This window comes from Neobacillus drentensis, assembly GCF_021560175.1.
In the GTDB taxonomy this organism is placed as follows: Bacteria; Bacillota; Bacilli; order Bacillales; family Cytobacillaceae; genus Neobacillus; species Neobacillus drentensis_A.
This window is the reverse complement of record NZ_CP091110.1, coordinates 3,665,060-3,685,674: the sequence shown is the minus strand read 5'-3', so window position 1 is coordinate 3,685,674 and position 20,615 is coordinate 3,665,060. Positions and strand designations below refer to the sequence as shown.

General features: G+C 37.8%; 12 protein-coding genes. All 12 read left to right on the top strand.

The genetic code is table 11. From position 1 onward, the window contains the following. Nucleotides 1-185: 185 nt before the first annotated feature. The 12 genes from L1999_RS17250 to L1999_RS17200 all read left to right on the top strand — a co-directional run bounded on the left by L1999_RS17250 (nucleotide 186) and on the right by L1999_RS17200 (nucleotide 20,035). Nucleotides 186-2,594, top strand: a complete 2,409-nt coding sequence (locus L1999_RS17250; RefSeq protein ID WP_235739678.1) for a glycoside hydrolase family 3 N-terminal domain-containing protein — start codon at nucleotides 186-188, stop codon at nucleotides 2,592-2,594. Nucleotides 2,595-2,649: 55 nt separating this feature from the next. After that, complete coding sequence (locus tag L1999_RS17245) at nucleotides 2,650-3,384, top strand: SDR family NAD(P)-dependent oxidoreductase (protein ID WP_235739677.1); 735 nt, start codon at nucleotides 2,650-2,652, stop codon at nucleotides 3,382-3,384. A gap of 147 nt (nucleotides 3,385-3,531) precedes the next feature. Beyond that, nucleotides 3,532-4,989 (top strand): DUF5605 domain-containing protein, encoded by a 1,458-nt coding sequence (locus L1999_RS17240; RefSeq protein ID WP_235739676.1) that lies wholly within the window; start codon nucleotides 3,532-3,534, stop codon nucleotides 4,987-4,989. A gap of 275 nt (nucleotides 4,990-5,264) precedes the next feature. After that, nucleotides 5,265-6,815, top strand: a complete 1,551-nt coding sequence (locus L1999_RS17235; RefSeq protein WP_235739675.1) for a DUF5060 domain-containing protein — start codon at nucleotides 5,265-5,267, stop codon at nucleotides 6,813-6,815. A 348-nt stretch (nucleotides 6,816-7,163) separates the two neighbouring features. Beyond that, on the top strand, nucleotides 7,164-8,552 hold the full coding sequence (locus L1999_RS17230) for an MFS transporter (protein WP_235739674.1): 1,389 nt from the start codon (nucleotides 7,164-7,166) through the stop codon (nucleotides 8,550-8,552). 93 nt (nucleotides 8,553-8,645) lie between these two features. Then, entirely contained in the window at nucleotides 8,646-10,583 is a 1,938-nt protein-coding gene (locus tag L1999_RS17225; protein WP_235739673.1) for a Tat pathway signal sequence domain protein, read from the top strand. Nucleotides 10,584-10,885: 302 nt separating this feature from the next. Further along, nucleotides 10,886-12,145, top strand: a complete 1,260-nt coding sequence (locus L1999_RS17220) for a cytochrome P450 family protein (RefSeq protein WP_235739672.1) — start codon at nucleotides 10,886-10,888, stop codon at nucleotides 12,143-12,145. A 53-nt stretch (nucleotides 12,146-12,198) separates the two neighbouring features. Further along, nucleotides 12,199-12,324: a hypothetical protein gene (locus L1999_RS29655; protein ID WP_275677009.1), complete on the top strand. Its 126-nt coding sequence runs from the start codon at nucleotides 12,199-12,201 to the stop codon at nucleotides 12,322-12,324. Between the two features lie 247 nt (nucleotides 12,325-12,571). After that, nucleotides 12,572-14,257: a sensor histidine kinase gene (locus L1999_RS17215; RefSeq protein WP_235739671.1), complete on the top strand. Its 1,686-nt coding sequence runs from the start codon at nucleotides 12,572-12,574 to the stop codon at nucleotides 14,255-14,257. Nucleotides 14,258-14,265: 8 nt separating this feature from the next. Continuing rightward, nucleotides 14,266-15,876 (top strand): response regulator transcription factor, encoded by a 1,611-nt coding sequence (locus L1999_RS17210; RefSeq protein ID WP_235739670.1) that lies wholly within the window; start codon nucleotides 14,266-14,268, stop codon nucleotides 15,874-15,876. A gap of 181 nt (nucleotides 15,877-16,057) precedes the next feature. Further along, complete coding sequence (locus tag L1999_RS17205) at nucleotides 16,058-17,572, top strand: ABC transporter substrate-binding protein (RefSeq protein ID WP_235739669.1); 1,515 nt, start codon at nucleotides 16,058-16,060, stop codon at nucleotides 17,570-17,572. A gap of 114 nt (nucleotides 17,573-17,686) precedes the next feature. Then, on the top strand, nucleotides 17,687-20,035 hold the full coding sequence (locus tag L1999_RS17200; RefSeq protein WP_235739668.1) for an alpha-L-rhamnosidase-related protein: 2,349 nt from the start codon (nucleotides 17,687-17,689) through the stop codon (nucleotides 20,033-20,035). Nucleotides 20,036-20,615 lie beyond the last annotated feature (580 nt).

The window sequence follows — 20,615 nt, the reverse complement described above, 5'->3', positions numbered from 1 at the left end:
TGAAGTAGTAGAAAATAATCGTAAATATGAGAAGGTGCTGCTGAAAGGCTGATGGAATAATTAACTGCACAGCAGTACTTTTTTTTCAATGAATTCACTTATCAATATAATGGAAGATTCTCGGGATACAACTTATAAATTATTAATAGATTTCGCTATATAACAAGTATGCAAGGAGAAAAATTATGAAGAAAACGAGTATAAAATATATGGATTCTTCGCTCTCAGCTGAAAAACGTGCAGATGATTTGTTGCAGAGAATGAGTATTGATGAAAAAATGGGGCAGATTGTTTGTTACTTCCCTATAAAACTATCGGAATATGAATACTTAGAAGAAAATTATAAACATGGAGTGGGGCAGGTTAGTACTCTTGAGATGAGGTCGCTAGACACACTTGAAGATGCTGCAAGGTTCCAGCGTGAAATACAGGAAAAAGTCATGTCGCTAAGTGAACATCGTATTCCGGCCATTTTTCATATGGAAGGTCTTTGTGGTGCGTATGTACAAGGGGCTACCAGCTTTCCTTCAGGGATTGGAAGAGCCTCTTCTTGGGATCCTGAATTAGAGAAAGAAATCGGGAAAATAGTTGGCAGGCAAGAGCGCGCGGTTGGCATCACACAAGTCTTTGCACCGGTATTAGATATATCCAGAGATTCAAGAATGGGTAGACAAGGAGAGACCTATGGTGAGGATCCTACTTTAGCAGCGGCAATGGGCGTTGCCTATACGAAAGGTATTCAATTAGAAAAAACGGGCCATCGACGTTCTGAAAGTGTCGCAAAGCATTTTCTGGGCTTTCATGCTTCTGATGGCGGAATACACGGGACTCATGTTGATATGCCGGCAAGACCTTTACGAGAAATCTATGGGAAGCCCTTCCAGGCAGCAATTACAGAAGCAAATTTAAGAGGAATCATGCCTTCTTATAATTCTATCAATGGAGAACCGGTGTCCGCTTCCAAAGAAATATTGACAGGAATCTTGCGGGACGATATGGGCTTTGATGGAATCACTGTATCAGATTATTGTGCGATTATGAATATTCATGGGGTTCAGAAGGTATGTGAAAGTTATACGGAAGCAGGACTTCGTGCATTAAGCGCTGGTATGGATATGGAGCTAATGTTTAAGAAATGCTTTAATGACGAGTTAGCGGAATGGTTTGAAACTGGGAAAGCAGATATTGATATTTTGAACACAGCTGTAAGGCGTATTTTAGCTACTAAATTTAGAATGGGGCTTTTTGAGAACCCTTATGCCTTATCTGGTGAAGAGCTGACAAAGGCTTTTCATTGCTCCAAAGATGAGGACGTTACGCTGCAATCAGCCAGAGAATCACTAGTGCTTTTAAAAAATGATGGTACTTTGCCTATTCAAAAGAATGTGAAAAAAATTGCTGTAATCGGATGCCATGCTTCAGACGCTCGAATTTTCTTTGGAGGCTATACTCATTTTAGTATGGCGGAAGGACTGTTAGCTGCCATTTCTACTATGGCTGGTCTAGAAACAAAGGCAGACGAGAAGAAATCTGTGATGAAGACAATCCCTGGAACCCCTATACAGGTAGATGATGATCCAGCTTTTGAGGCACTATTACAGAAACAAAAGCCAGGAATCAAGAATTTACTTGAACAATTACTGGAAAGTCTGCCTCAGACTGAAATTGCTTATTCGTTTGGATATCCAGTGGCAGGAAATGATATGTCTGGTCATGAAGAGGCTTTAAGAATAGCCCGTGATGCCGATTTGGTTATCGTTACATTGGGTGGCAAACATGGCACCAGCTCTATTGCCTCTATGGGAGAAGGTATTGATGCAACGGATATTAATCTCCCAATCTGTCAGGAAACCTTATTAGAGAAATTATCTGAATTACACAAAGAGGTAGTGGCCGTACATTTTAATGGACGTCCCATCTCCAGTGATGCAGCAGACAAATATGCAAATGCCATTCTAGAGGCGTGGAATCCTGCAGAGAAAGGAGCAGAAGCGATTACGGATGTTTTACTTGGTAACTATAATCCAAGCGGGAAGCTTCCAATATCTGTGGTACGTTCCGCTGGACAGGTACCTATTTATTACAATCATCCGAATGGCTCCAGTTACCATCAGGGAGAAAGCATAGGTTTTTCCGATTATGTGGATATGCCTCATACACCTAGATATTTCTTCGGGCATGGACTTTCTTATACCAGTTTTGAGTATTCCAATTTGAGATTAAGTAGTCCAGAAATAGAACCAAACGGTGTAATCACCATTACTTTTGATTTAGAAAATACAGGTGAAACGCAGGGAACAGAAGTAGTTCAGCTTTATTTTAAGGACCGTTATGCCAGCATGACTAGACCAGTCTTGGAATTAGCAGGATTTAAACGTATTGAACTAGAGCCTGGAGAAAAGCAAACGGTTTCCTTCCAGGTAGAACCAAGTCAAATGGCGTTTCTTGATCGTGACATGAAGTGGAAAATTGAGGCTGGTGACATAGATGTGCTAATTGGAAGCTCTTCTATTGATATCAGGCTAAAGGACAGCTTTAGAGTTGCATCAGATTTATATATTGACGGTAAGAATAGAAAATTTTACGCAAAATAAAGAAGTTTAATAATAGATTTAAGATTTAATAAGAAATAGAAAGGGGATATGAAAGATGGATCGAATGAAAGGGAAGGTTGCCCTAGTAACTGGAGCCGGTAGCGGCATAGGTAAAGCTAGTGCAATTCTTTTGGCAAAAGAAGGAGCCAAAGTTGTATTGACAGACATTCAAACAGACAGCTTAAATACTACTGTTGCAGAGATCGAAGCTTTTCAGGGTGAGGCAATAGGTATTAAACTTAATGTATCTGATGAAGAAGAATGGATTGCTACTGTACAAAAAGCAGTTGGCACGTTCGGCACAATTAACGTTCTTGTAAATAGCGCTGGCATTAGCAGCCAATTAGATACTACGGAAGAATGGAAGCGCCTGTTAAACATCAATTTAACGGGGAGCTATTTGGGTATGAAGCAAGTCATTCCCATAATGAAACAAGATGGTGGCTCTATTGTAAACATCGCTTCCCTTGCCGGACTTGTTGGTGGCGGTTTTAACGGTTATACAGCATCAAAAGGAGGGATACGCTCCATTTCTAGAGCTGCAGCAGTGGATTATGCAAAGGATAAAATCCGTGTAAATTCAATTTATCCAGGACTAATTATTACTCCTATGACTGAAGGCATACTCTATCATAATGTGTTGAAGCAAAAATTCGAGGAAAAAACGCCTCTTCCCCGGTTTGGAACCCCAGAAGATATCGCATTCGGCGTATTGTACTTAGCATCAGAGGAATCATCTTTTGTTACGGGTACGGAGTTAGTGATTGATGGTGGCACAACAGCATCTTGACTTTACATCTATTAGAAGAAAAACGTTTGTTGTAAGCTTGAATGTACCACAAGGTTGGAAGGTAGATTTTGTTGTCCTAGAACAATATTAAAATTGGGAGATCAAAATGATTTAATTTCAGTTACCAAACTAGATTGGAGTTTTGAAATGAAAGATCAATTTATTGAGCAATGGGGACTGTTTGAAGCAAGTTGGGAAGGACCTAATGAAGGAAATCCTTTCATAGATGTATCGCTTAAAGCCATCTTTAAGAATGCAAATCGTGAAGTTGAGGTTAAAGGCTTTTATGCTGGTGAGGGCCAATATACCATTCGTTATATGCCTGATCAAATTGGAGAATGGTCTTTTCAAACGGAGAGTAATATAGGAACCTTAAATCATTTAAAGGGTAAATTCCAATGTATTAAAGCTGGAGAGGACAATCATGGTCCTGTAATTGTTTCTGGTAAAACACATTTTTCCTATTCAGATGGTAAACCCTACTATCCGTTTGGAACAACTGCATATGTATGGAACTATCAGAAAGAAGAGATTCAGGAGCAAACCTATGATAGTTTAAAAAGTGGTCCATTTAATAAAATTCGTATGTGTGTATTTCCAAAACACTACGATTATAATCTCCAAGAACCACTTTTGTTTCCTTTTGTCGGTTCATTAGAAGAGGGGTTTGATTTTAGCTGTTTTGATACCCGTTTTTTCGATAAGTTGGAAGAGCAAATAGCAAGGTTAGACGGGTTAAATATTGAAGTCGATTTAATTTTATTTCATCCATATGACAGATGGGGATTCCAAAATATGGGAATAGAAGCAGATCGGCTTTACCTTTCTTATGTAATTGCTCGTTTGGCTTCTTTTCGAAATATTTGGTGGTCTTTAGCGAATGAATATGATCTCATTGAAAGTCGTTCGATGTCTGAATGGGATGATTTGTTTAAATTAATTCAAAAAGAAGATTCATCTCAGCACTTAAGGTCGATTCATAATTGGCATCGTCCAGACAATCGCAGCAATACTCATTGGTATGATCACAGTAAGCCATGGGTAACACATGCAAGCATTCAGCATCCTGACACTTCGATGGTTATGGAATTACTGGCGTTATATGAGAAGCCTGTTATTTATGATGAATGCCGATATGAGGGAAATTTGAATCATGGATGGGGAAACCTCACGGCTGAAAGAATGGTTCAATGTTTTTGGGAAGGTGCTTCCCAAGGCGGTTATGTTACACATGGTGAGACATTTATGAATCCTGATGAAATTATCTGGTGGTCCCATGGAGGTAAGCTTTACGGCGAGAGTCCAGACCGGATTGCCTTCTTTCGATCTATCATCGAAGATGGACCAGCAAAAGAGTTAAAGCCGTTTAATTTTGAAGATACCGTTTTTGCAGGGAAAATAGGGGAGGAGTATTTACTTGCCTATTTTGGTGATAGTAGACCTTCTTCTAAAGTATTGCCATTTTCGGAAAATGAGAGGTACAAAATAGAAATTATTGATACATGGGAGATGACCATAACGCGTTTAGAAGGAGAATTTACAGGTGGGTCGACTATTAGCCTTCCCTCTAAGCCATATATTGCGCTAAGGGCGGTCCAAATATAATAAAGCAGTTAAAAGATAGAATATGAAAATCGTACATTATTCTATTTAAAGAAGGGATTTTCTCCATTTAGGGGGGAATCCCTTTTTAATTTATTAAAGATATTGTGATTCACAACAAACTCCAATATATTATAGGATTTTTATAAAATAAATAGAAAAATTGAAATACATGACAAGTTGTTCTATGGGAAAATATATATGAAAATGTAGTAAAGACAATGGGGACATGTCCACAAAAACCACAAAAGAGTGAAAAATAGAGAGGAGAGCATTATATGAGACAAATAGAAAAATATAATATCTTTGAGAGAAGTATTAAAGGCCCGGAGCCATCTACTACCAATGTTAAGGTTGATTTTACTGGAACCTTTAGAAAAGAGGACAAAGAGGTTAACATTAAGGGATTCTACAATGGCAATGGTGAATATTTAGTTCGCTTTATGCCTGACGAAGAAGGTATATGGCATTATGAATTAATCCTCAACGCTTCAGAAGAAATTAGAGAATCTGGAGATTTTGAATGTTTTAGGGAAACAGCGAATAATCATGGGCCTGTGATTGTCAATGGTATGAATTTTCAATATGCCGATGGTACAAGGTATATTCCATTTGGAACCACGTTATATGCTTGGATTCATCAACCAATGCAGCTTATTGAAAAGACAATCGAAACACTGTCCCAAAGTCCATTTAATAAGGTACGTATGTGTGTGTTTCCTAAAAGTTTTATGTATAACAATAATGATCCTGAGCTATTTCCTTTCGAAAAAGATGAAGCAGGCAATTGGGACGTAAACCTGCCAAACTACGAATTCTGGGAACATTTAGAGAATCAATTAACAGCGCTTTTACATTTAGGTATTGAAGCTGATTTAATTTTATTCCATCCATATGACAGATGGGGGTTTGCGAACTTAAGCAGAGAGGATAATCTTACGTATCTTGACTATTGTGTAAGAAGGTTGGGAGCCTTCAGAAACATTTGGTGGAGTTTAGCAAATGAGTATGATTTGGTCTTTAATAAGAATGAAGAAGATTGGGAGTCCTTTGGCAAGTTTATTAGTAGTGAAGATCCTTATCACCATTTGTTATCCAACCATAACTGCCTAAAAGTCTACGATGCATCGAAGCAATGGATTACCCACTGCTCTATTCAAACAAATAGTGTACAAAAAACAAAAATGTTTAGAGATCAATATAAAAAGCCGGTTTTGATTGATGAGTGTAAATATGAAGGAAACATTGAACCAAGTTGGGGAAATATATCGGGCTTTGAAATGGTTCACAGATTTTGGACTGTTATGGTACTGGGTGGATACTGTACTCATGGAGAAACGTTTCATAGGGATGATGAAGTTCTTTGGTGGGCAAAGGGTGGAGAACTACACGGGGAGAGTGTAAACCGGATTGCTTTTCTAAAGAATATTATATCTGAACTTGAAGGGGACATACAGCCAGACAAAGCTACATTTGATGTAAATCCTAATGATCCTAGTATAAAGGAAAAACTTGATTCTGTGGAGATGAATCCATTTGCAAAAGCACTATTTAGTCTTGAACCAGTTGAATTAAGTGAGTTTATGTACGGGTTTTCCTCGGTCTTTTCAGGAAGACATGATGACAAATACATGATCAAATATTTGGGAAGGGAATGTCTTTGCTTTACTGAATTAGAGCTGCCTGAAAACGGTGAAGAGTATTCAATCGAAGTAATAGATATTTGGGAAATGACGCGTGAAACGGTGCTTGATAAAGGAAAAGGTAAGGTAAGGGTCAACTTACCAGGAAAAGAAGGTATAGCGGTTATTGCGACTAGGAACAAATGACGGCAGAAGGGATTATCTCCTTTTAGGGGGGAATCCCTTTTTTATTTTTAAAGATATGGTGATTCACAACAAGCACCATTAAATATTGTAGAAATTTTATAATATAAATAGAAAAATTGAAATACAAGATAAGTGTTCATATGAAAAAATAATAAAAAGATTTAATTTTCAAAAAAAGAAATGAAAACCTTTACATGAAAGGAGGTGAAACTATAGAACGAGGAAATATTTAATCTTTTAAGGTCTTTGGTAAATAAAAAAACGCTATTATCTTAATCTAACAAATTCAAAGGGGACCGTATTTTTATTAAAAGGGAGAAAAAAATTTATTCATATGGAGGTTATCCAATGGAAGCAGAAGTACTAGTAGAACAAGCACCCTTGAAAAAAACATCCAAGGACAAAGTTGGGGCTTGGAGAATGTTTGCCTGGCAAAGCCGCGCACTATCAATATCGGGTAATGTGTTAATTTTAGGATTTCTATCGATTTATTGTACAGATACATTAAAAATACCGGCTGCTTTAGTAGGAACACTGTTAATGGCTACTAAACTATTAGATGGTATTACCAATTTATTAGCGGGTGTCATTGTGGATAAAACCAATACAAAAATTGGGCGTGCCCGTCCGTATGAGTTGAGTATTATCGGGGTGTGGATATGTACATGGCTGATGTTTGCTTGTCCTCCTGAATTCAGTATGGCTGCAAAAGCCGTCTGGGTATTTTCGATGTTTATTTTTGTTGATTCCATTTTCTCAACTCTCCTAAATGCAAGCAATACGGTATATATGGTACGTGCCTTTTCAAAGCAAGAGCATTATATTGCCATAAGTTCCTATGGATCCATTATTGTTTTTCTCGGAGCAATTGCGGTTAATGTTAGCTTCCCTATGTTGATGGGTAAACTGGCTACCTCCGCGGATGGATGGAAGACTTTGATTGCCATATATGCGGTTCCCTTTTTATTAATTGGATTATTACGCTTCTTTTTCATAAAGGAAACGAACAATGTTGATACGGTTTCTGGTGAAAAGGTAAATTTCAAGGAATTAATGTTAGTACTTAAATCCAATCGCTATATTTATATCATTGCAATCATGTTATTTGTATACAACTTTGTTGCGAATATGGGAGTTAGTGTTTATTACTTCACTTATATTGTAAAAAATGTCGGGCTGATGGGTCCTCTTGCCCTGACCCAAGTCGTGATCTTACCTTTGGTGTTTTTGTTCCCAATGATTATCAGAAAATTCTCTACTACAAAGCTGATTATTGCAGGTATTTTCATCACCAGCTTAGGTTATTTAGTTAATTTTATTGCAGTAGATAACTTTCCACTTTTAGCCCTTGGCGGCATATTAACTGGAGCTGGTTCAGTCCCAATCGCTATGTTGAGTGCTTTGATGATTATCGATTGTGCGGACTATAACGAGTGGCAGGGAAGACCTCGTGCGGAAGGCACTCTTGGAAGTGTAACAGGCTTTACTAGTAAAATAGGGGCCGCGATTGGTTCAGGTGTAATGGGTGTCTTGCTTAGTGTGTCAGGATATACTGGGAATACGGCAACCCAGCCCGAGTCAGCGGATGTAATGATACGGATGTTATTCAGTATTATTCCACTGGTACTTTATATATTGGTAGCCCTTACATTGAAATTCTACAAACTGGATAAACTCGTTCCACAGATTCGTAAGGAAAATGAGGAAAGACGTAATCAAATGGGACTAACAAAATAAAAAGGCAAAAGGCATTAAGTAAGCTTTTACTAACTTTCTAGATTTGAACTTAAAAATAAGTAATTAGAAAACTAATACAATGGGAGTGTAATTATGACATCTTCTAAGAAATCAAATACATTAGCAGCTGAAGATGGACCTATGTGGATCACTGCTGATTGTGAGGACCCTCTTTACAACCGTCCGGTCATCGACAGCGAAACCGATCATACCACCCCGGTACCTCACCACAGGGTATCGGGTCACTTCGAGGGCACTAATAAAAAGTTTAACTTCTACTTCCCACTGAAGAGTCAGTGGAAGGGCCGTTTTTTTCACTTGGTGTACCCGCTCATAGACGAAAACGCAACCGACGAGACCATAAGCTTTGGCGTAGACAGCGGGGCGTACACAGTACAGACGAACGGCGGGGGTGGATATCGGGTGGACGCAGCCGCGGCGAAGTTTTCTAGGACGGTTGCAGCGAGCTATTACGGCTCATCCGAACGTATTTATGGTTATATCTATGGTGGAAGCGGCGGCTCCTATCAGACCATAGGGGCCATAGAGAACACCAATGGGGTATGGGACGGTGCTGTGCCATTCATTCCAGGAGTGCCAACATCCATCCCGAATAACTTCTTTGCCAGGGCCTTTGCACGTTTCGTGTTAGAGGAAAAGGTACAGAAGATAGCGGATGCGGTGAGTCCAGGCGGCAGTGGGAATCCGTACATAGGGCTCAATGAGGTAGAACGAGCGGTGCTAGAAGAGGTGACAAAACTGGGTGTACCAATGCAAGCCTGGGAGGACTACACCTATTTGCTTGGAATGAACGACCCTCAAGGTCTTCTTGGTTTTGGTGGCGTAGTCCGGACCACTGATTCCAATTATGTTAGTGACTTCTGGAGTAAGAAGGGGTACTTGGGAACGGAGCAATCAGCTCTCGGTGAACTGTTCCGTAACGCCAAGATTGATCACATCGCTACCATCAAAAAGGTCAACCGTAACGAACAAAATGAACCAATTAGTTTAGTTCTTAATAGCTTGCCAGCGGACCTGGCAAAAAACAGTCTCGAGTATACGCTCTACACATCCGAAGGAACGCCTAGGGTCGAAACACTTGCGGGTTCACTGGATCCAGACACGAAGGTTTTTACTATTGGGTGTGAGACCCCTGAAAGTGTGCTGAGTGTGATCGATGAAGGTGCTAAATTAAGGATCGATAATCGGTGGTACCTCGCCTTGCTCTCGTACCACCGTCATCAAGTGCCACAGCAGCCGGGTTACGATGCCTGGGATCATCTTAGAGGGTTCGACGGAACGCCACTTTACCCTCAACGGACAATAGAACTTGGACCAATGATATCCCTTGGAGTGAGCGATAGCGGCACGCACACTGGCATGATTCAAGGCAAGGTTATAATGGTTGCCAACATCATTGATAACGATGCTTATCCATGGCATGGTGACTGGTATCGTGAGAGGGTGAAGGAGTCACTTGGCGAGCGTTGTGACGACAATTTCAGGCTCTGGTATAACGACAACGCGGATCATATCGGTCCCCGCACTGCCCGTCTTGTGCAGTACGAAGGTATTCTCCAGCAGGCACTTCGTGACTGTAGTGCTTGGGCAGAAAAGGGTGTGGAGCCAGCACAATCGACCCTTTACAATGTGGTTAACAGTCAGATCAAATTACCGAAGAAAGCTGAGGAGCGCCAAGGTATTCAGCCGGTAATAGATCTAACAGCAAACGGATTCACACGAATTGAAATCACTTCTGGTCAAATAGTCAACTTTGAAGCGAAAATCCAGGTTCCGCCAAAGGCAGGTAAGGTTGTGGCCGCTGAATGGGACTTCCTCGGCACGGGTGATTTCACGGCATCGCCTATAGGAAATCTTGAGTCTGTGGTGGAGGTAAAGGATTTATTTACCTACAACTCGCCTGGTACCTACTTCCCTGCCATAAGGGTGACCTCCCATCGTGAGGGTGACCCGAACACACCTTTTGCGAAGATCCAGAATCTGGACAGGGTTCGTGTCGTGGTTCACTAGGCGCATTAGGTATTTTGAATATTAATAATTTGTAATAATTTAATAATAAAGGGTCCTTGATATCATTAATCCAAAAGGAGTGATTATAACAGGGATTTTCTTTTTATAAAAGTTAACAGGATCAAAAATAATATTAAGAAGATCCTGCCCGAACGTACATCCAAACATGCCCAAAAGGCCGATTTCTAATATTTTCATGTTTTATATAATAGAAAAGTAAGTGTTTTCAAAATAAAAACTCCAATAGTGATAGTTAAGTTAATTCAAGACTAGAAGACAATTCAAGATGGGAAAGGAAGTTCATGATGAAAAATTCGGAACAAATGATTCAAGCAAGAGTGCTAGGCCTACTAGGTGGTCACAATACAGAAGACCCATTTCCATTATTTGCACAGATAAGAGAAATGGGATCGGTGTTTCCGATTCCATTACCAATGGGTGGCGCGGATAATCAAGTCTGGATGGTTACACGGATGGAAGAGGTCATGCAGGTGCTGAGAGATCAGGCACGATTTACGGTTGACAGTAGAAAACTTGCAGATAACAATAACATTCAGCAATCATTAACCGGGAATACGGAGGAATCGGGTCCCGCTCTTTTTCTTTCCAACTCCTTAAATGCGATTGATGAACCCGATCATAAACGACTACGGACATTGGTGTCTAAAGCTTTTACTCCAAAATATATGGAAAGCTTACGCCCGCGTGTGCAAGAGGTAGCTGATGAATTACTCGATCAGGTTCAAGCGAAGGGTGAGATGGATCTAGTTAAGGACTATGCCAATCCATTACCAATCAACCTTATTTCTGAGATGATAGGTGTGCCAAAATCTGATCGTTTAAAGATCCATGAGTGGTCTGAGTTAATTGCCAATGGTCTTGGTTTGGGAAGGATGGATCCAGAGGTTGCAAAAGGCCTGCAAGATTTCGGCGATTACATTAAGCAGCTTGTCGCCGAAAAACGTCAAAATCCTGGTGATGATTTAATCAGCCAATTAGTCGCTATTGAGGAGGAGGGAGATCGGCTGAACGAAGAGGAACTCATCTCGATGATTCAGCTATTAATATTTGCTGGACATGAGACCACCTCGACCTTAATCTCTACTGGTACTATAATACTCTTTGATCATCCAGAACAATGGGAGATGCTCAAGGCCGATCATAGTTTGGTTCCTTCCGCAGTTGAAGAGCTGCTGCGATTTAATGGCCCTTCTACAATCGCTGGACCGCGTTATGCTCTTGATGAAACCGAGCTTGGCGGGCAACAAATCAAAAAAGGGGATGTCCTTCTTCCTTTAATGAAATCAGCCAATCGAGACGAACTTCAGTTTTCGCAGTCAGAAGAACTAGATATTACGCGCAAAATCAAACGGCATCTTGCCTTTGGCCATGGCATTCATATGTGTTTAGGGGCTCCTCTTGCCCGGATTGAAGGGGACATTGCGTTTAAAACCTTGCTTAAGAGAATGCCAAATCTTCATCTAAGCATTCCTCGCGAAAACGTTAGCTGGCAATTTAAGCTAGCCTCACAAGGTTTAACCTCCTTGCCTGTTGCTTTTTAATAGGGAAAAGTTTGTACTCTATTAAAATAAATAATCAGAACTGAGGAGGATGTTTGAAGGGACGTTTAACAAACAAAGTTTCCATTATTACAGGTGCTGCAAGTGGCAATAGTGGTGAAGAATTAGTGGTTGATGGTGGCTGGAGCTCTCATTCAGAGGGAGGGCAATATACTTACTAGTTTAAAGTACAAATCTCTTTCCAAAGATGAAGTGACCCCCATAAGTTGGACTAATAATCCAACTTATGGGGGTTTTTATATGTCAAGTTTTCAAGTGGATTTAGAAGGGGCAGATTTTCGAAATACTTATGTAATAAGCTAGGATTATTTGTCGCTTATTGTATAATAAAATAAAGAATTTTCTAATTAAAATTCGAAAGAAGTTGAAAAAATGCAAAGATAAAAGAAAAAGAACATCTATAAATCTTTGATTTTTAAGCTTACAGTTGGTTCGCAATTAATTATTATTCCACTTGTTTTTTTCCTTATTTTTGATAATTATTATTCAATAAAACTTTTCCATGAAAAGGTGGCAGAATCAAAAAGAGATACGATTACTCTTTATATGGATCAAATTGATTCTGAACTAAAAAATATCGATGCCTATCTCCTCAGAATAATTACCTCTGATAGTAATATTTCTAATTTGGAAAATCCAGATGAAGGAAACAGAATGGCAGCAAAGGTAAGTTTAAATAAAAATATCGTAGAATCCATATCCTCCTATCAATTAGTGGATGGAATCTACATCTATTCAAAGGCAACAAAGGACTATTTATATTCTTATAGTGCTAGAACGAACTATAATGAGAGAATTGCTATGGAGAAATACACGATAAGTTCCATTGAAAATGGAACTAGTTTTAATAAAAGAGATTGGTTTCCAGCTTCTGTTAATTCGTCCTATTATATACTGAGAAATATAAAGGTAGGAGATACCTATATAGGAGCCTGGATAAATGTTAAAACCTTTTTAAATTACCTAAATGGTATTGATTTAAAGCAAATAGGGTCTGTCATATTAGCTACATCCTCAGGGAAGCCCATGAACAATATCGATTATATAAAAAATAACAAAATAGATTTATCAGATCATTTAAAAAGCTATTATTTTTCAGGTTCTAATAAAAATTTTATGGTTATAGGGAAAGATTCAAAACTTGGTAGTTTTAGGTTATTGTCTGTTAACAAAGATAAAAGTCTATTAGAAGGGCTAAATTCTATTCAAATTTTTATTATTTTTATAGCCATTATATCGATATTTTTAGTTCCATTAACCATTCTCATATTGAAAAAATGGATTTTCAAACCGGTAAATAAACTAAAGTTTGCCATTGATAAGATTGAGAGTGGAGAATTGGATTATCAAATAAAAGATGAGGAACATCCATATGAGTTCATGATATTAAATAAAGCCTTTAATAATATGGTTTCACAGATTAAACAGTTAAAAATTGATGTTTACGAAGAACAGATTCATAAACAAAAGGCAGAACTGCAGTATCTTCAGATGCAGATTAGACCGCACTTTTATTTAAACGCTTTCAATACGATATTTAGTATGGCAGAGATGAAGGATTATAAGTTAATTCAAGAGTTAGTACGGTATTTGGCGGATTATCTACGGTATATGTGCAAAAAGGATTCCCTGCTGGTTCCCTTCGAAGACGAGTTGAAGCATGTCCAGAACTTTCTTCAAATTCAAAGAATTAGGTCAGGCGTTTCTTTAAGTTGTGAAATTGATACTGATCAACGGTTAATGGATATTCATATACCACCACTTATTCTACTTACTTTCATTGAAAATATAGTAAAGCATGCTTTAGACATATACGAGCCAATAACAGTATTAATAAAGGCAGCTTTAATAGAAAATGAGCATGACAAATATGTAAATATCATGATTCAAGACAGTGGAAAGGGATTCTCTGCCGAGGCATTAGTAAAGATAAATCAAGGTATTATTCATAAAGATCAAGGACAAAGCATCGGTATTTGGAATGTCAAGCAAAGGATCAAACTGATATATGGGGACAAAGCTTGTATAAAAGCAAGTAATAGTAATAATTCAGGTGCACGTATCGATATCATTTTACCTTTGGAAAAGGAGTAGAAAAAGTCATGAATATTATCATAGTAGATGATGAAATACAAACAGTTAGAGCAATTAAACACAGTATTAACTGGGAAAGACTCCATATTACAGAAGTATTCTCAGCATTTAATATCTCTCATGCCAAGGAAATACTGATTGAGAAAAAAATAGATCTAGCTATTTGTGATATAGAGATGCCTCAAGGGAGTGGAATAGAATTACTTCAATGGATGAAGGAACATTCTCCAGATACAGAAAGTATTTTATTGACTTCTCATGCGGAGTTTGAATTTGCCAAAAAGGCAATCGAACTTGGGTGTTCTGATTATCTGGTAAAGCCAATCCCTTTTGAGAAGTTAGAAGATGTTATTTTTCAAGTGATATCCAAAATTAAATCAAGAAAAAAGTTAAAAGAATATAGTGAATACGGAGAGTTATGGATTCATAATCAATCTATAATAGAAGAAGGTTTCTGGTCGGACCTTTTAAAAGGAACGATATCTGAAAGTCCTTCGGTCATCTCACAAGATGCTAAAAAAAGAAATGTAGACTATAAAATAGCTGATCAATATCTTTTAGTTTTGATTAGTAAAAAACGACTTGTAACCGACTTAGGTAGTTGGAATGATCTTTTACTAGATTATGCTTTGAAAAATATTGTGCGTGAAATAATTGCTGAAGATTTACATTGCAATTCAGTGTTTAATGTAGAAGGTCAGTTAGCAGTAATATTACCAGCGGTTAATAACAAAGAACAATATCTAGTAAAAATCAAGAAGTCTTGTGAACAATTTATTAGCATTTGCAATCAATATTTACGATGTAGTGTGAGTTGTTATATAGGGAACTTCGTCTTTGGAGAGCAACTTGCAGAAATGTATAAACAGCTCTTGGATATGGACCAAAACAATGTGGCACTTACCAGTAAAATCTTTGAATTAAATGAAGGTAAAGGTGACGAAGATTCACAGAATTTTGTTATGAAGAGTATTATTCTTGATTGGTCGATTATGTTACGACAAGGCAAAAAAGAGAATTTGGTTAATGAAATAGTAAGTTATATTCATAATTTAGGAGCAGAAGAAAGGCTTAATGTTCAGGCTCTAAGTATCTTTCAACACGATATGTTACAAATGGTCTATTCTTTTCTAGAACAAAAAGAGGTGCAGGCACACCAGCTTTTTAAAGACACTACATCACAGGATTTGTATAGAAAATCAACAGGTTCAATTGATAATATGAGTAATTGGATCAAATATTTTATAAATAAGGCAGTGGATTATACAGAAGAGGTCACAAAACCCCAGTCAGTGATTTCTAAAGTCAAAGAATATATCAATAAGAATCTTTCGAATGATATTTCAAGAGATGATATGGCAAATTTTGTTTTCTTAAATCCTGATTATCTTGCAAGAATATTTAAGAAATCTACAGGACTTTCATTGTCTGAATATATAACAGAACAAAGAATAGAAAGATCCATTAGTTTGCTTATTTATTCAGATATACCAATTAGTGAGATTGCCCTAAATGTTGGGTATGATAGTTTCGCCTATTTTAGTAGTAAGTTTAAAAAAATTACGAATGTAACTCCATCCGAGTATAGAAAAAAATATAGGAAGTCGGAAATTTTATAAAAGAAGTCGATAAAATGCAAATCGCCGAAGATAGAATTTATTTTGTAAAATGATAATGAAAACCCTTTCTTTTTGTAGTCGGAAGCGAAATAACATGAGTCAGAATATTTAAAGAGTTTTTTTAAAGATTAATTTACACTTAAGATAATCCGGTTACGGAAAAAAAGAGGGGGAGATTTATTTGAAAAAGAGATTCAAACTGATTGCCCTGTTAGTATTATTAGCTGCAACAATTCTATCTGGATGCAGTGGAGCGAGTAAAAGTAGCAATGGAGGAAAAGACACAGCTGCATCAAAAAACCAACCTGTTGAGATTACCTATGCATTTCCTTACTTTGGGACAATCCCTAAGGATCTGAAACAGGTAGAAGATGAAATTAATAAACTATCAATCAAAGAAATCAATGTAAAGGTTAAATTAAAACCAGTAAGCGGAGGAAACTGGAATCAACAAGTTACACTAATGATTTCTGGTGGTGAAAATCTCGATTTAATGCCAACGCTAGGTACGTTTAATACTATGGCCGCCCAGAAACAATTAATAGATATAACCGATTTATTACAAAAGTATGGTCAGGGAATTCAATCAGCAGTCGGAGATAACTTTTTAAAAGGTACATCAGTAGATGGAAAAATCTACGGTGTAACAGTTGGAAATGGTAAAGCGGCAGTACCTACTATTGTTATGAGAAAAGACATCCTTGATAAATACGGTTTGAGTATTGACAGTGTAAAAACTTTAGACGATATTGCCAAAATATATGAGGTAGTATCGAAAAAGGAACCAGAGATGGCTATGCTTATCCCACAAAGCGCTGGTAATGTTACCATCGCACCAACATCCCTATTGATGCATTCGAAGTATGATGGTTTAGGAGACAATTTTGGGGTACTACTTGGTAATGATAGTTATAAAGTGGAAAATGTTTATGAAACAGATGAGTATAAAGCTATTCTTAAAACGATGCGCGAATGGAATAAAAAGGGCTATATTATGAAGGGTGCGGCAACATCTACAGAAACAGCAGTAACTTTATTAAAATCAGGTAAAGGTTTCTCACAGTTTACTGCTAGTGAAGTAGGTGTAGACACTCAATTGACAAGAAATACTGGACACCAGTTTGTTGCAAAGAAATTACAGGATCCTCTTATTACTTCAAGTGCACTTAATGGACTTACTTGGGTTATTCCGGTAACCAGCAAAAATCCTGAAGCTGCTATGAAGTTTTTGAATTTAACTTATACAAATGCGGATCTTATTAACTTAATTGATTGGGGTATCGAAGGTAAGCATTATGTAAAGAAATCAGATGGAACCATTGGCTATCCTAAAGGTTTGGATGCAAATAACACAGGTTACGGCTTAGGACAGGATTGGCTCTTTGGAAATCAAATGATTGCTCATGTTTGGGAGGGGAATGACCCAAATAACTATAAAATTCTAGCTGAAGACAATAAAACAGCTCCTATCTCTAATGCGCTTGGGTTTACTTTTGACAGCTCAAAAGTGAAAACGGAAATCGCCAGCGTAACGAATGTGGTGAATCAATATCAACCAGGACTTGATACTGGAAGTGTGGATCCGAATAAGCAACTACCGGTATTTATCTCTAAATTAAAAGCTGCCGGTATTGATAAGATTATTGCCGAGAAACAGAAACAGCTTGATGAATGGGTAGCAAAAAACAAAAAATAAAGTTTTAACATCACACATTTGTAAAGGAAAATAGGACCCCTACTGCTAATTTTGGGTCCTATTAATCTATTTGGAAACATTTTATTAATAATAAGAAAGAAGAGTGAAGAGAATATGGAGTTTACATTACCTTTATCAAGCTGGATATGGATTCCATCTTGGAGTGCGGATGATAAAGAATCTGCACAGATTGTTTATTTCAGAAAAGTCTTGGAGTTAGATGAAGTACCTGATAACTTTATCGTGAAATTATCTGCTGACTCCAGATATAAATTTTATGTCAATGAAAAACTTGTAGAAGTAGGACCGAGCAAGGGCGATAACAAGGTTTGGTTTTACGATGAAAAAAATATCACCCCTTATTTGGAAAAAGGGAAGAATGTACTTGCTGCTGTCGTATTACGTTATCCACGAGAGCACCAAAAGGGAAACCATGGTATATGGAGGACAGAAACCCCTGGGTTTTATTTAAATGGCGGGTATGTCGATCCTGCCGGAAATGAAGTAAAGATCATGGCTGATAAGACATGGCGTTGTATGAAGGAAACAAAATATAACATTGTTTCAGAGTCGCTATTTTTTGCTCCGCTTCACATCCTTGAAAGGGCAGAAGGAAACGTTGAGGTTTTTGGATGGAGATCCAAGGATTATAATGACACAGCTTGGGAAGAAGCAAAAACCTATACAACTTTTGAGATTAACCGTGCTGATAGTCCTGGGAACCTACTGCCAAGAACTATTCCTTCTATGAAACAATTAGAAAAACAGTTTAATGGGGTCTTTTGTATTAGACAATCAGAGAAAGAGCAGGAAGAATGGAATGATATGCTTTATGGAAAAAAAAATATTCATATCCCTGCGAATTCTCATGAAATCATCGAAATCAATGCTGGTGAGCTGACAACAGGTTATTTGCGACTGGCAATGTCAGGAGGGGCAGGGACAACAGTAAAAATATTAACGTCTGAATCCTATAGCTACCCTAATGATGACGCTAAAATCTTTTGGCCTATGCCTAAGAAAAAGGACCGGATGGACTATCAGGGAGGAACTTTATCCGGATTTACCGATGAATATATCGTGGGTGGATTTGGGGATGAAGAAAACCTTGAAGAATATGAGCCCTTCTGGTTTAGGACTTTTCGTTTTATCCAGTTAGAGATCCACACGTCAAATGAGGCGCTTACTATTGATAAATTTGATTATCGTGAGACAGGCTATCCGCTTGAGGTAAAAACAAAAGTCCGGACCTCGGATGACACTTTAAAACAGATTTGGGATATTAGTGAACGTACATTAAGAAGATGTATGCATGAAACCTATGAGGATTGTCCGTTCTATGAACAATTGCAATATGCAATGGATTCCAGATCACAGATCCTATACACCTATATGACATCGGCAGACGACAGACTCGCACGTAAATGTATCGATGATTTTAAACGGTCACAGAGATATGATGGGTTATTGAATGCTTCTTATCCATCGACTGGTCCGAACGTGATACCGGGATTTTCTATTTACTATATTATGATGTTATTTGATCATATGATGTTTTTTGGAGACAAAGAATTAATAAAGGATCATTATGCGACTGTAGATGGGATTTTAAATTATTTTAATAGCAATATCAATGAACAGGGGCTGGTTAAGAAAACCGGAGGAATAAACGGAAAGGATCGGTACTGGTCATTTATTGATTGGACGACACAATGGGATGAAACCTCGGGTGTTCCTAGGGCAATATTAAATGGCCCTATCACAATGGAAAGCTTTCTATATGTGATGGGTTTGCAGCATGCAGCTAAACTCGCTGCCTATGTTGGCCGTAATGAAGTAGGAAATGAATATCTGGACCGTGCAGTAAAAGTTCAACAGGCAATTAATCAATTCTGTAGAGGAACCAATGGATTATATCAGGATGGTCCCGGTGTAGATGAGTATAGCCAGCACTGTCAAGTATTTGCGATTTTAACAGATACAATTGATAAAGAGCAGGGAGCTTTTCTTTTAAGCACGGTTCTAGATGATGAATCCTATTCCAAATGCTCTGTAGCTATGTCGTTTTATCTTTTCCGAGCGATAGAAAAAACAGGAATGTACGAAAGAACCAATGGCCTATGGGATTTATGGCGTGCAATGGTCGAGAATAATCTCACTACTTGTGTGGAAGATCATGTAAACCAACGAAGTGACTGCCATGCATGGGGTGCGCTCATTCTTTATGAAATCCCGGCAGTCGTACTTGGAATAAGACCTGTAGAGCCTGGATTTAGTAGAATAGAAATATCACCTATGGTAGGTCACTTTGAATGGGCAGAGGGTGAGGTCATTACACCAAAGGGAATAGTAAAAGTTTCTTGGCAGAAAAATGGTGAAACAGGAAAAATTAATCTAAATTATGTATTGCCAGCAGGTATGGAGATAATGGATATAGAAAAAGAAATCGAATCTGGAGTTTGATAATGTAATAATCGGAAATGAAAAGGCTGCTGTGAAGCTAACGAAGAGACATCACAGGGCTTAAAGATCCAGCAACAATAGTACAAATCCAAACAATCATTAATGAAAGGTTCACAGTTAAATAAATTGATATAGCTATCGTAACTGGTTTTTTGAATTCTCTGGGAGTTTTTTTAACAGTTATTGTAAAATAGATGGCTTTACATCTAACCCTTTTAAGGGCAATTTGGAAGTGAGGACTTCCGGTTGCTCTTTTTCTATTGATTTAAGTGGAGTAATAAGCAAATTGGTAATCAGCGAACCTTAAAGACAGACTGACTCATATTATATGAACTAGTCTGTTTTTATTTTCGGTACGTTTATGGACGGTTTACGATACGCGGACAAAAAAGAAAAAGAAAAAAAAAGAAAAAGAAAAAGAAAAACAACAACAAGTTCTTTAGCCAAGTATAGAGGAAAATCCAAATCAGTGGTTTACAAGGTTTCCCGATTTTAAAATAGAGGTCTTAGAAACCTTGTTGTTGTCTATACAATAATAATTCACATCTACTTGAAAACCATCCTATCCGTTTTCTTTTAT